Source organism: Gleimia coleocanis DSM 15436 (assembly GCF_000159015.1).
GTDB lineage: Bacteria > Actinomycetota > Actinomycetes > Actinomycetales > Actinomycetaceae > Gleimia > Gleimia coleocanis.
In genome coordinates, this window is the sequence record NZ_DS999545.1 from 186,836 (window position 1) to 199,004 (window position 12,169).

14 protein-coding genes are annotated in these 12,169 nt (G+C 51.5%); 11 read left to right on the forward strand and 3 right to left on the reverse strand.

Features of this window, described 5'->3' with window-relative positions; genetic code table 11:
• Window positions 1–65 precede the first annotated feature (65 nt).
• Window positions 66–1,724, reverse strand: a complete 1,659-nt coding sequence (gene ptsP, locus HMPREF0044_RS05710; protein ID WP_006547177.1) for a phosphoenolpyruvate--protein phosphotransferase — start codon at window positions 1,722–1,724, stop codon at window positions 66–68.
• Window positions 1,725–1,940: 216 nt separating this feature from the next.
• A complete protein-coding gene (locus tag HMPREF0044_RS05715) occupies window positions 1,941–3,224 on the reverse strand; it encodes a PTS transporter subunit EIIC (RefSeq protein WP_006547179.1) in 1,284 nt (427 codons plus the stop codon).
• A 265-nt stretch (window positions 3,225–3,489) separates the two neighbouring features.
• Here HMPREF0044_RS05715 and HMPREF0044_RS05720 point away from each other — a divergent pair, with 265 nt between their 5' ends.
• The 9 genes from HMPREF0044_RS05720 to HMPREF0044_RS05760 all read left to right on the forward strand — a co-directional run bounded on the left by HMPREF0044_RS05720 (window position 3,490) and on the right by HMPREF0044_RS05760 (window position 9,089).
• Window positions 3,490–4,209, forward strand: coding sequence for a GntR family transcriptional regulator (locus tag HMPREF0044_RS05720; RefSeq protein ID WP_040313052.1), 720 nt, complete (start codon window positions 3,490–3,492; stop codon window positions 4,207–4,209).
• A gap of 12 nt (window positions 4,210–4,221) precedes the next feature.
• Window positions 4,222–4,530 (forward strand): PTS sugar transporter subunit IIB, encoded by a 309-nt coding sequence (locus HMPREF0044_RS05725; RefSeq protein ID WP_280985072.1) that lies wholly within the window; start codon window positions 4,222–4,224, stop codon window positions 4,528–4,530.
• Between the two features lie 107 nt (window positions 4,531–4,637).
• Window positions 4,638–4,868, forward strand: a complete 231-nt coding sequence (locus HMPREF0044_RS05730; protein WP_006547182.1) for a PTS sugar transporter subunit IIB — start codon at window positions 4,638–4,640, stop codon at window positions 4,866–4,868.
• A 2-nt stretch (window positions 4,869–4,870) separates the two neighbouring features.
• Window positions 4,871–5,323: a PTS sugar transporter subunit IIA gene (locus HMPREF0044_RS05735; RefSeq protein WP_006547183.1), complete on the forward strand. Its 453-nt coding sequence runs from the start codon at window positions 4,871–4,873 to the stop codon at window positions 5,321–5,323.
• A 24-nt stretch (window positions 5,324–5,347) separates the two neighbouring features.
• Window positions 5,348–5,605: an HPr family phosphocarrier protein gene (locus HMPREF0044_RS05740; protein ID WP_006547184.1), complete on the forward strand. Its 258-nt coding sequence runs from the start codon at window positions 5,348–5,350 to the stop codon at window positions 5,603–5,605.
• A 134-nt stretch (window positions 5,606–5,739) separates the two neighbouring features.
• Complete coding sequence (locus HMPREF0044_RS05745; protein ID WP_006547185.1) at window positions 5,740–6,066, forward strand: YbjQ family protein; 327 nt, start codon at window positions 5,740–5,742, stop codon at window positions 6,064–6,066.
• A 94-nt stretch (window positions 6,067–6,160) separates the two neighbouring features.
• A complete protein-coding gene (locus tag HMPREF0044_RS05750; RefSeq protein WP_006547186.1) occupies window positions 6,161–6,793 on the forward strand; it encodes a TrmH family RNA methyltransferase in 633 nt (210 codons plus the stop codon).
• A 177-nt stretch (window positions 6,794–6,970) separates the two neighbouring features.
• Window positions 6,971–7,996 (forward strand): class II fructose-bisphosphate aldolase, encoded by a 1,026-nt coding sequence (gene fbaA, locus HMPREF0044_RS05755; RefSeq protein WP_040313056.1) that lies wholly within the window; start codon window positions 6,971–6,973, stop codon window positions 7,994–7,996.
• Window positions 7,997–8,291: 295 nt separating this feature from the next.
• Window positions 8,292–9,089 (forward strand): sulfite exporter TauE/SafE family protein, encoded by a 798-nt coding sequence (locus HMPREF0044_RS05760; protein WP_006547188.1) that lies wholly within the window; start codon window positions 8,292–8,294, stop codon window positions 9,087–9,089.
• A gap of 11 nt (window positions 9,090–9,100) precedes the next feature.
• Here the strand turns inward: HMPREF0044_RS05760 and HMPREF0044_RS05765 are convergent, their stop codons facing one another.
• Entirely contained in the window at window positions 9,101–10,243 is a 1,143-nt protein-coding gene (locus tag HMPREF0044_RS05765; protein WP_006547189.1) for an ROK family protein, read from the reverse strand.
• A 276-nt stretch (window positions 10,244–10,519) separates the two neighbouring features.
• Between HMPREF0044_RS05765 and HMPREF0044_RS05770 the strand changes: the two genes are divergently transcribed.
• Together HMPREF0044_RS05770 and HMPREF0044_RS05775 are read left to right on the forward strand one after the other, a co-directional pair.
• Window positions 10,520–11,332, forward strand: a complete 813-nt coding sequence (locus HMPREF0044_RS05770; RefSeq protein WP_006547190.1) for an ABC transporter permease — start codon at window positions 10,520–10,522, stop codon at window positions 11,330–11,332.
• 5 nt (window positions 11,333–11,337) lie between these two features.
• A complete protein-coding gene (locus HMPREF0044_RS05775; RefSeq protein ID WP_006547191.1) occupies window positions 11,338–12,153 on the forward strand; it encodes an ABC transporter ATP-binding protein in 816 nt (271 codons plus the stop codon).
• Window positions 12,154–12,169 lie beyond the last annotated feature (16 nt).

Sequence of the window (12,169 nt, forward strand, 5' to 3'; positions counted from 1 at the left end):
ACGTGTTTGCAGAATACAGGGGTTTCTGCAAACACGTACCTTAGTTGTAGTTTTTATGTGTTGGCTCAGCTGAGGATTTCGCGTACCTTTTCACGTAGCTCGTTTGGGTCGGTGATGGTTAATGCTACGGCTGCTGCAGCTTCGCATTGTTCCATGGTTACGTCGGATAGTTGTACGCCGACGAAGCCTACGGTTGGGGCTGCAACCGAGAGGGAAGCAACGCCTAGGCCTACTAGAACGCAGGCGAGTAGTGGGTCTGCTGCCATTTCACCGCAGACGCCTACTGGTTTGCCTGCTGCGCGACCTGCTGCGGTGACCTGTGCGATTAGGCGTAGGACTGCTGGTTGCCAGGGGCTGGTGTAGGTTGCTAGGTGTGAGTTCAGGCGGTCGGCTGCCATTACGTATTGGGTGAGGTCGTTGGTGCCGATTGATACGAAGTCTACTTCAGCGAAGATTTCGTTGATCATTAGCGCTGCGGAGGGTACTTCGATCATTACACCTGGTTTTAGTCCATAAGGGCGTACTAGGGATGCGAACCAGCGGGCTTCAGCTACGGTGGATACCATTGGGGCCATTATCCAGGTGTTTTTTTCGCGTCCTTCAGCGGCGGCAGCTACGGCGGCTATTTGTACTGGCAGTATGTGTGGGTGTACTCCGTCTGCGCGGATGCCGCGGACACCGAGTGCTGGGTTTTCTTCATCATCGAGGGAAGCCCAGGCGATTGGTTTGTCTGAGCCTGCATCGAGGGTGCGGACGACTACTTTATTTTCTGGGAATTCGTTGAATACTGAGGTGTAGAAGTCTCTTTGGGTTTCGAAGGATGGTTCGGTGGCGGTGGAGAGGAAGCCTAGTTCGCTGCGGAGCAGACCTATGCCTTCTACTGGGTGGGTAGCTGCTTTTGCTGCGGATGCGCCGTCTTGAACGTTTGCTAGGAGTTGTACGGAGTGTCCGTCTTTGAGTGTGGCTGGTCCGGTCCAGGTGCGGGCGCGTTCTTTTAGTTCAGCGTCTTGGGCTACTTCTTGTGCTGCGTATTCTGGGTCTGGGTCAGTGTAGATGTCGCCGGTGTCGCCATTGATGAGTACGTTGGTGCCTTCGTTGATTTCGTGCAGGTCACGGGCTGCGACGATGCATGGGATTCCCATTTGGCGGGCGATGATGGAGGTGTGTGAGGTTGGTCCACCAAGTACGGTTACGAAGCCTTTGACAAATTCTGGGTTTAGTCCGGCGGTGTCTGCTGGTGCTAGGTCGTCTGCGAAGATGATGGTTGGTTCGTGTAGTGGTGGGATCCCGGGTTCTGGTTTTCCTTGTAGTGCTGCAATGATGCGGTTTTTTACGTCTAGCAGGTCGGTGGTTCGTTCTGCGAGGTAGCCACCTGCTAGGCGGAGGCTGTCAGCGAATTCGGCGGCGGCTTTGTCGGCGGCGAAGGTGGCTGGCAGGTTTTCGTTGTAGATGAAGTTTTTTACGCGGTCTTCGAGGCCTGGGTCAATGGCTAGGGTGGCGGCCATGGCGAGGATGTCCGAGGGGGTTCCGACGGATTCTGCGGAGCGTTCGAAGAGTCGGTCAGAGACCTTCATTGCTGCATCTTGGAAGTTTTTGAGTTCGGTTTCGTGCTGTTGTGGGGTGAGGAAGGTTGAGCACGTACCTAGGTTGATTTGGGGGCTGGCCCAGAGGACTTTCGCATAGGCTTTGCCTGGTACGACGGGGGTGCCGGTGAATGCAGTCATGTTGGTCCTTTAGTTGTGTTTTTGACCAGGGGTTGGTTAAAGAAAATGCCGGTGATATTCGCGATGAATACCACCGGCATTCTCATATTACTTGGATTTTCCAACTTCAGCTGGGTGAGTTTCCCGTGGGGTGGTTTTCCGAGGGCGGTTGATTGTTTCTTGCCGTCGGAGTTGTGGAACTACCTAGGGGCTACTCTTTTCGCTGGGTTGGTTGGATCACTCGAATACGGCGGTTGCGTCGGATTCAGCGCCTTCTTCTTCACGGCCTGGGGTTGCCAGGTTGAACTTGTTGATTGCCCAAGTGAAGATGAAGTAGTAGATTGCGCCGTAAACCAGGCCGATGCCGAGGAGCAGCAGTACCTGACCTGCACCACCGGAAAGGGTGGATGCCTTGGTGAAGTTCAGCAGGTAGTCGAATGCGCCTGCGGAGAAGCCGAAGCCGTGCTTGATGCCCAGTGCGTTGGTTAGTGCCAGTGCGGAACCGGTGAGCAGTGCGTGTACTACGTACAGTGGGAATGCTACGTATGCGAATGCGAATTCAACTGGTTCGGTAACACCGGTCAGGAAGGAGGTCAGTGCCAGGGAGAACATTACGCCGAAGATTGCCTTACGACGTGCTGGCATTGCAGTACGCCAGAATGCTAGTGCGATTGCTGGGATTGCGAACATCATGATTGGGAAGAAGCCGGTCATGAAGCCACCGGTCCAGTCTGCGGTTTCAGCAGTACCGGAGAGGAAGCAGGTGAGGTCGCCGTGGAGTTCTTCGCCGTTTGCGTTTGCGCAGGTGCCCAGCTGGAACCATGGGAGGGAGTTCAGCAGGTGGTGTAGGCCGAATGGGATGAGCAGACGGTTGATGGTACCGAAGATGAAACCGGTGATTGGGTTGGAGCCGTGGTCAATGATGAAGCCACCGATCCAGACGTTAACTACCTTGTTGAATACTGGGTAGAAGAAAGACATCAGGGTTGCTACTACTACTGCGGAGGCAGCGGTGATGATTGGTACGAAGCGACGACCACCGAAGAATGCCAGGTAGGTTGGGAGCTTTACGCGGTAGAACTTTTCGTACAGCTTTGCTGCTACCAGACCGATTACGATACCTGCGAGTACGCCGTAGTTGATCTTTTCTTCACCTGGTGCGCCTGCGCCGAAGTATGGTGCCAGTGCCTTGAAGACGTTGGTCATTACCAGGTAGCCGATTACTGCTGCCAGGCCGGTGGAGCCGTCGGACTTACGCGCGAAGCCTACTGCTACACCCAGTGCGAACAGCATTGGGAGGTTTTCGAATAGTGCGCCACCAGCTGCTGCGAGAACGGATGCTACTGGGACCAGCCAGGAGGCGTGTGCGCCCAGGCCGTCTGCGCCGAGCATATCTGGCTGGCCGATGCGGAGCAGCAGTGCTGCTGCTGGCAGGGATGCGATTGGGAGCATCAGGGAACGGCCAAAGCGCTGCAGCAGTGCGAATGCTGAAGACTTCTTCTTTGCACCTGTAGTTGTCATGGGAGGTTTCTCACTTCCTTGAGAGAAAAGTTTCTTCTGGTTTTGAGCTTCTTAGCTCATCTGATGGTTGTCTAGACCAGTCTTAAACCAGTTTTGTATTGATGGAGAATATAGTCAAGTAACATTAAAAGCTCTGAGCGAACGTGCATAACCTCTGAAAGAATATTCACGATTATTTCTTGCACCTAAGGTACGTCCTTGCAGAAAACGCCGAAAATACCTGAAAACACGCAAGCACGTACCCTCTGTAGATATGATAGAAAACGTGAAATACCAAGCAATTTACGACTACTTAGTCACTAGCTTCGCCACTGAACTGCGGCCTGGAGATAAGGTTCCGTCAGAACGAGAGCTCTGTGAAAAATTTGGCGTCTCTCGCATGACCGTGCGCCAAGCTATTGGTGATTTAGTAGCTGAAGGAAAACTTGAGCGAATTCAAGGTAAAGGTACGTTCGTAGCCCACGAAAAACTTGATTTACAGCTGCGAATTACTTCTTTTTCCCAAGAAATGCGAATGCGTGGCATGGTTCCAGCTACTCGTGTGCTTAGCTGTGAAGAACGCATGCCGTCCGCTTCCGTAGCGACCTCGCTGGGGTTGCAGGAAAATCAGACCATCTATTACATTCGTCGTCTGCGTTTTGCTGATGACACCCCGATGTGTGTAGAAACTACACATCTACCAGCCCATTTACTTCCGGATTTTATTACCCCACAACCGCCAGAAGGAATTTATTCAGAACTAAATCAACGCGGGTTCTCTCCTTCCTGGGGCGAGGACGTTATTGAAAGCGTCGTACTCGATTCGGAACACTCAAAGTTACTGGAAGTTTCCCTCGGAGCAGCTGGTCTTTTAGTGAATCGCCGGTCTTACGCACAAGATACGCCAATCTGTTTGACGCAGTCCTACTATCGCGGTGACCGCTACAAACTGTGGGTGCCTATTGCCCAGCCATTTGCAACAGTTAATCGCGGCGCGCGAGCATAACTTACTAACTATATACCGCGGAATAACAGTCAAAAATACAAAGACGTACCTGAGAAGAAAAGAAGTAAGGGAGAGGAAATGTTGAAGAAAGAACAAGTGCAGCAACTTATCGAAGCTTTGGGTGGAAGCGACAATATTGAAGCCGTAGAGCCATGTATTACTCGCCTGCGTTTTGAAATTATTGATCCAGCAAAAGTGGATGTAGCTAAACTCCGTCAGCCACTTTGCTATGGTGCAACCGTACTTGGAAAAGCAGTCCAGGTGATTGTTGGGCCGGAAGCAGAAATCCTGTTAGACGACTTTGTGGAACAGCTGGGCTAATAGTTAAAAGGTATTGACAAAACTCTATCAATGAGTAAATCTAGAATGGTCTAGACCATCAACTAGTATTAAGTATCAGTGACGATAACAAGTCCTAGGAGTACCTCATGACTCAAGCAGAGCAGATTCTGAAGGCCCTTGGTGGCGCAGACAATATTGAAGATCTGGAAGCATGTATTACCCGCCTGCGCGTTGAAGTTGCAGACCAGAGCGTAATCGACGAAGCCGGTCTAAAAGCAGCTGGCGCATTCGGCGTAGTCCGCGCATCCGACGCTATTCAGGTAGTTGTTGGTCCAGAAGCTGACACCATCGCTGAAGACATTAAAGATCTGATGTGATTATGACGCAGATCGCCGCTCCACTAAACGGCGTGATGCGAACTCTAGCTGACGTACCTGACCCAGTCTTTGCAGAAGGCATCATTGGTCCAGGTTTTGCTGTCGAGCCTGAATTAGGTGAAGCAGTAGAAGTAGTGAGCCCAATTAGCGGTACTGTAGCTAAAGTTCACCCACACGCATTCGTAGTCGTAAAAGATAAGCTCTCCGTCCTGGTTCACCTCGGTATCGACACCGTGAAACTCAACGGTGAAGGATTCGAAGTACTGGCAGTACAGGGAAGTGAAGTAGAAGCCGGTCAGGTAATGGTTAAGTGGGATACCAAAGCCATTGCAGAAAAAGGTCTTGCCATTATTTGCCCAGTCATCGTACTCGACACATTCGATCCAGTAGAAACTACCGTCGCAGCCGGAGAAACTGTCGTAGCTAACCAGGCAGTCGCAAACTACGACGCCTGAGTAAAACACCGAAAGGTATTAACCATGGCATCACTCGAAGCCACCGTAAAGGCTCTAGAAGGTCTACATGCACGCCCAGCAGCAATGTTCGCTCGCGCTTGCAACCAGAGTGGCAAGGAAGTGCTGGTCTCCAAGGATGGAAGCGAACCAGTAAATGGCGCATCCACCCTACAGCTCATGACCCTCGGCGCAATGCAAGGAGACGTAGTCACCCTGTCTTGTGAAGGTGAAGGAGCAGAAGAACTGCTGGCAGAACTGAAAGCCCAGCTGGAATCTGAATAACATTTAGGAAACCGCCCTCGGAAAATAAAAATTCCCGAGGGCGTTTTTCTATATCTAAAAATCACTGCAGAAACTATACTTAAGACAACTTCACCTGCAACTGGCGCAAGTGAAACCAGGCTTTAAGGAGAATCATGCTCGTAACTACCACTCACAAGGTCGAAGGCTACCCAGTAACCCAGTACCTGGGAATCGTCACCGGTGAAACCATCGCCGGCATCAATGCTCTGAAAGACCTGGGCGCAGGTTTTCGCAACGTATTCGGTGGTCGTTCCGCAGGCTACGAAGAAGAATTAGTCAATGCCCGCAACTCTGCCTACCAGGAAATGGTGGCTCGCGCGCAACAGATTGGCGCAGAAGGTATCGTTGGCTTCAGCTACTCTTTCCAAACTATGGGGCAAGGCAACATGCTGATGGTGGCAGCAACCGGCACCGCAGTACGATTCAGCCCACTCTCTTAAGAAAACTTCTGAAAAATGCCTCGAACTGAACTTTCGGGGCGTTTTTCATTGCGGGCAGCCGTGGTATTGTCAGAGAGTGAGTGACGCAGAAACTATGCAGATTATTTCCGAACCAGGCGTTGGAGTTGGCCCTTGGCCAGGGGGACGCGAAAATTGGCCAACCGCAGAACACTACGATCTTGAACTATTAGAAAACGGGGATCGTAGAAATGTCGAAGACCACTTCCGCTATTGGAAAATGGAAGCAATCGTTGCGGAACTAAATGCTGTGAAAGAACGCGGCAAATGGTTAGAAGTGGCCATTGAAAACCTGGGACACGACTTTAATATTGGCTCTATCGTACGCACCGCAAACGCGATGGGAGTGCGGCACGTGCATATCGTTGGGCGGCGCCGCTGGAATCGACGTGGGGCAATGGTAACTGACCGCTATATGCAGGTGCATCACCACCCCGATGTCGAATCCTTCCAAGCTGCAATGCAAGAAGCCGGCATGCGAATTGTTGGGGTGGATAATATTGAACGCTCAGTGCCGTTAGAAGAAACAGTGCTGCCACTTAACTGCGTGATGGTTATGGGAGAGGAATCCACTGGCTTAAGCCCTGAAATGGCCGCGATTTCAGAAGAAATTGTGCATATCACTCAGTACGGTTCAACGCGTTCTATGAATGTTGGGCATGCGGCAGCAATTTCCATGTGGGCATGGGTGTTGCAACATAGAGCGTAGTACTAATAGCGCTTACATATTCTTAAGGCTGCATTGATTATCCGTTAAATTTGTTTGAAAAAATGTGCAAGTATGGCGGACTTTGTATTAACGGGTCATTCTGCCTACCAAATTCCTTCCCAAGTATGGGACAATTCAAGAGTCAAAAATCACCTATTTGATCAAGGAGGCAGGGAAGTGCCAATCGCAACCCCTGAGGTCTACAACGAAATGCTCGACCGCGCTAAGGAAGGCAAGTTTGCTTACCCAGCGATCAACGTTACCTCTTCTCAGACTCTGACCGCAGCAATCCGTGGCTTCGCAGAAGCAGAATCCGACGGTATCCTGCAGGTTTCTGTTGGTGGCGCTGAATACTGGTCCGGCTCCACTGTAAAGGACCGCGTAGCTGGTTCTTTGGCAATGGCTGCATACGCTCGTGAAATCGCTAAGAACTACGACGTAACCGTTGCACTGCACACCGACCACTGCTCCAAGGGCAACCTGGATTCCTGGATTAAGCCACTGCTGGCTCTGGAAATCGAAGAAGTTGAAGCAGGTCGTCTGCCATTCTTCCAGTCCCACATGTGGGACGGCTCCGCTGTTCCATTGGAAGAAAACCTGGTTATCGCACAGGAAATGCTGGACCTGGCACACCGTGCACGCACCATCCTGGAAGTTGAAATTGGCGTTGTTGGTGGCGAAGAAGACGGCGTAAAGGCTGAAATCAACGAAAAGCTCTACACCTCCACCGAAGACGGCATCAAGACCGTTGAAGCTCTGGGTCTGGGCGAAAAGGGCCGTTACCTGACCGCACTGACCTTCGGTAACGTACACGGCGTTTACAAGCCAGGTGCTGTTAAGCTGCGTCCAGAACTCCTGGGCACCATTCAGGAAGAAGTTGGCGCAAAGTTCGGCGCTGGCGACCGCCCATTCGACTTGGTAATGCACGGTGGCTCCGGCTCCACCGCAGAAGAAATCGCAACCGCAGTTGCAAACGGCGTTATCAAGATGAACGTTGACACCGACACCCAGTACGCATTCACCCGCCCAGTTGTTGACTGGATGCTGTCCAACTACGAAGGCGTTCTGAAGATTGACGGCGAAGTTGGCAACAAGAAGCAGTACGACCCACGTGCATGGGGCGCAGCTGCAGAAAAGGGCATGGCAGCACGCGTTGTTGAAGCTTGTGAGCGTCTGGGCTCCGCAGGCACCAAGATTAAGTGATTTAATCTGCCATAACTGTTAGCCTACTTCGGTAGCGTAACTTCAAATCCGGTCTTTACCCGCTGGTTCTCCAGCGCGTAAAGACCGGATTTTTATGTTTCCTCAAGGTACGTGCTTTTATCCTTGGGTACATGCTTGTTGTAACGCCCTCGGAAATATCTAAGAAAAACCTGAAAAATCAAGGAAAAATCCCAGCACGTACCTAAGGTGAAAATCAGTGGAAAACGAAGCACGTACCTAGGTGAATAGAAAAGGCTGTTTGCGAAAGTAAGCTAACAAGAGTAGAACTTTTAATGTGGAAGCAATCATTATCGCGATTTTAGTCGGCATTGGCGTCGGCATAGTTGTTGGAGCCCTCGGAGCTGGCGGCGGCATTTTGGCAGTCCCCGCTCTGATCTACTTACTCGGGCAATCACCCCACGGAGCCGCCACCGGATCGCTCGTAATCGTATTAGCGACCGCCCTCACTGCTCTGCCCGGACGAATTCGTAAAGGCAACGTACGCTTTAAAGATGGCTTGGTTTTCGCCTTCGTCTCAATGGTTGGGTCCTTCCTTGGAGCAAAAGTTGCCGGGCAAGTCTCTGGTGATATTTTGCTAACGGCCTTCGCCATAATGATTACCATCATGGGCATCATCATGCTGCGCAAGGGGCTACTTGAAGCTAAACGCTACAAGGAAACCCAAGCCGGGCTGGTCGCCGCAGCAGAAGAAAAACTCTTCCGCCGCGGACTACCAGCTATTGCTCTAGCTGCATTATTTACGGGATTCCTCACCGGTTTCTTTGGTGTCGGTGGAGGATTCATCGTCGTTCCCATGCTGACCCTGGTACTTGGTTTTAATATCCGCGAAGCCGCAGGAACTTCACTGCTCATCATGATTTTGGCAGCTGCTTCGGGTCTGCTTTCACGCTGGGGGCAGCCAGTAGTGGTTGACTGGTGGGTAGTCTTTGCGTTTATGGCGGGCTCAATGAGTGGCTCGTTTATTGGGGGACCGCTTTCCCAAAAGGCAAAGCCACATATGCTAACCCTAATTTTTGCCGCTCTGCTCGGGGCTGTTGGGGTAGTGACTGCAGTTGCTCTAACCCTTTCGTAAGCCCTGCGGGATTATCGCTGTCCTAATGCTCCCATGTAGGCGGCGCCCCGAGAACAAGCAGTAACTTCAGGCAAAATCGCTGGTTCGATCTGAATAGTGCGGCGTAGTGCTGGAAGTAGACCATTACGAATGGACTCTTCCAGAATCGCAAAAAGCTCCGGAATCTGCTGGGTTAGCGCCCAGGAAACTATGATTGAGCCAGGGTCGGTGATAAGCGCTGCGTGGGCTAATGCGGCACCAGTGATACGCATGGCGTTTTCTAGCATGCGACGGACTTCTGGGTTGCCTTCTGCCCATAGCTGCATTAGTCCAAAGGTTGATTGGGTTCCTGCCAGCTGGCATAACGCTGGGTTGGAAATGATTGTTTCTAAACAGCCGCGTTTTCCGCAGAAACATTGGAAGCCGTGTGGGTCGATGGTGATATGCCCGATTTCTCCTGCTAGGCGATAGGTTCCGGTGACAAGGTTGGATGCTGATACCTGTACCATGGCGACGCCGTCTGAGACGCGGAAGTAGAGGCAGTCGGTGACAGCGGGGCGGTGGCGGAGTTCGGCGAGGGCGGCAGTGCGTGCGGTGCCTTCAATAATGGGTTTGTAGCCGAACCAGTCTTCTAGGAAAGCTTCTATGGCGTAGGCGAGTTCGCGGGCGTCTGCGCTTGGCAGGCTGAGTCGCTGGTTGGGTAGTAGCCCGGGGAATGCGCAGCCAATGCTTTTTAGGTTGCGGAGGCTGAGTCTGTTAGTGCGGGCGCTGGCGGAGAGTTCACGCACGGTACGTTCTAGGATTTCGATGCTGATAATGCCGTTGGGGTTTGGTACTTCGATGCTGAGTAGGGGTTCGTGGACGATATTGTGCACGGTTGCGGAGGCGCGTTGTTTCTGCATGGCGATTCCCAGGTATTGGGCGCAGTCTCGATTTAGGGAGAGGCGTTGTGTGGGGCGTCCGCGGCCGTTGGCTTTTTGGGTTTCGCTGATGCGGATTGCGTCGGTTTTCAGCAGATTATTTACGAGGGCGGAAATGGTTGCTCTAGTTTCACCAGTGATGTCACAGAGTTCGCTGCGGGTAAGAGAACCATGGGATTGTAGGGCGGCGACGACGGTTTCGCGGAGGGTGGATTCGGCGTCGTTGGAGGTGAGTGTATGCGTGTTTGGGATCATGACGTACCCTGTCTGAAAACTTATGTTGGGTGACTGCTGAGAAACCCTTATTTATGTTTATTCTAAAATACATAATATGTATTTTTTGAGAATTTAGAGAATTTTTCTTGTAAATACGGGCTTTATAATAAGGCAACTAAACTTATTTTTGTATTTTGTGCAATTCAAAATAATTATTCTTATTCTAAGTACATAACTTAGTTCGTCAACGCAGACGAGCTTGGATTCAATGAAGAACCAACATTTTGCTTCACCACTGGTGGAAAGGAGATCACCATGAGCGCAGCCGCTACTAAATCGGCAAAAGACTCACAGGCACGTGATCCAAAGCAGGAAGAACTTCGCAAGAAGCGTCTCCTCCTCACTCTGAATATTGTTTCTGTCGTTGGAGGTATCGCTATCTGGTGGATCCTCGCCACCATCGGCATTAACCTCCCAACACCACTCGAAGTAGCAAACCGTTTCTATGGCATGATCGCAAACGGCATCTGGATTACCGATACCCTGGCATCCCTCGCCCGCGTGCTCACCGGCTTCGCAATGGGTACCGCCCTTGCAATCCCAGTTGGCTTCCTGATGGGCTGGTACGTTCCAGCCCGCGGTATCTTCGAACCATGGATTCAGTTCTTCCGTACGGTTCCACCACTGGCAATCATCCCACTGGCAATCGTGCTGATGGGTATCGGTGAACAGCCAAAAATCTTCGTTATCTTCCTGGCAGCTTTCCTTTCCTGTGTTATCTCCACCTTCCAGGGTGTTATTAACGTAGATAAAACCCTCATCAACGCAGCCCGCGTACTCGGTGCCGGCGACGGACGCATTTTCGCAAAGGTAGTAGTTCCCGCCTCCACCCCATTCATCCTCGTAGGTATGCGCGTCGGTCTCGGTTCCGCTTGGGCAACCGTGGTGGCAGCAGAACTGATTGCAGCATCCGTCGGCCTCGGCTACCGTATGCAGAACGCACAGATTTACTACGATATGCCAACCATCTTTGTATCCCTGATTACCATTGGCGTATTTGGCTTGTTCATGGACCGCATCCTGCTGTTCGCAGAAAACAAGCTCACCGGCTGGCAGGAAAGGATCTGATCTAAATGACTGAAGCAAAAGCTCCAAAGATCGTAATCAAAGACGTTTCTAAAGTATTCCGCCTAGGCAAAGACTACTTCCAAGCCCTAGATAACGTTTCTCTAGAAGTAGGCGAATCAGAGTTCGTCACCGTCGTTGGCCCATCCGGTTGTGGTAAGTCCACCATGATGAACCTCTTAGCAGGACTAATCACCCCAAGTGAAGGCATCGTAACCGTAGATGGCAAAGAAGTAGATGGTCCATCCCCAGAACGTGGCGTAATCTTCCAGGCATACGCGCTATTCCCATGGCTGACCGTCCGCGAAAACGTAGAATTCGGTCTGCGTTCCCGCAAAGACATCTCTAAGGCTGAACGCCGTAAAATTGCTGAACACTTCATTGAAATGGTAGGTCTGACCCAGTTCGCTGACTCCCTACCAAAAACCCTCTCAGGTGGTATGAAACAGCGTTGTGCAATTGCCCGCGCATACGCAGTAAACCCATCCATCCTGCTGATGGACGAACCATTCGGCGCACTTGACGCACTGACTCGCGTGCAGCTACAGTCACAGTTGCTGGATGCATGGAGCCAGGACAAGCGTACCGTAATGTTCATTACCCACGACGTAGACGAAGCAGTCTTCTTGGCAAACCGCGTCATCGTCATGGCAGCCAAGCCAGGTCGTATCTACGACATCATCCCAATCGACCTGCCTTACCCACGTACTGATGAAATGCGCCTCTCCCCAGAATTCGCAGAGCTGCGAAACAAAATCTGGAAGGCCGTTTACCATCAAGATCCAAACCAGACCTACGACGGTCCAATTGGTCCACAGCGATAAAAACAGAATAAAACAT

Bases quoted from the DNA above. Each gene is read 5' to 3' on its own strand.
- ptsP (WP_006547177.1), bottom strand. From the start codon at position 1,724: ATGACTGCATTCACCGGCACCCCCGTCGTACCAGGCAAAGCCTATGCG.
- HMPREF0044_RS05715 (WP_006547179.1), bottom strand. From the start codon at position 3,224: ATGACAACTACAGGTGCAAAGAAGAAGTCTTCAGCATTCGCACTGCTG.
- HMPREF0044_RS05730 (WP_006547182.1), top strand. From the start codon at position 4,638: ATGACTCAAGCAGAGCAGATTCTGAAGGCCCTTGGTGGCGCAGACAAT.
- HMPREF0044_RS05735 (WP_006547183.1), top strand. From the start codon at position 4,871: ATGACGCAGATCGCCGCTCCACTAAACGGCGTGATGCGAACTCTAGCT.
- HMPREF0044_RS05740 (WP_006547184.1), top strand. From the start codon at position 5,348: ATGGCATCACTCGAAGCCACCGTAAAGGCTCTAGAAGGTCTACATGCA.
- HMPREF0044_RS05745 (WP_006547185.1), top strand. From the start codon at position 5,740: ATGCTCGTAACTACCACTCACAAGGTCGAAGGCTACCCAGTAACCCAG.
- HMPREF0044_RS05750 (WP_006547186.1), top strand. From the start codon at position 6,161: ATGCAGATTATTTCCGAACCAGGCGTTGGAGTTGGCCCTTGGCCAGGG.
- HMPREF0044_RS05765 (WP_006547189.1), bottom strand. From the start codon at position 10,243: ATGATCCCAAACACGCATACACTCACCTCCAACGACGCCGAATCCACC.
- HMPREF0044_RS05770 (WP_006547190.1), top strand. From the start codon at position 10,520: ATGAGCGCAGCCGCTACTAAATCGGCAAAAGACTCACAGGCACGTGAT.
- HMPREF0044_RS05775 (WP_006547191.1), top strand. From the start codon at position 11,338: ATGACTGAAGCAAAAGCTCCAAAGATCGTAATCAAAGACGTTTCTAAA.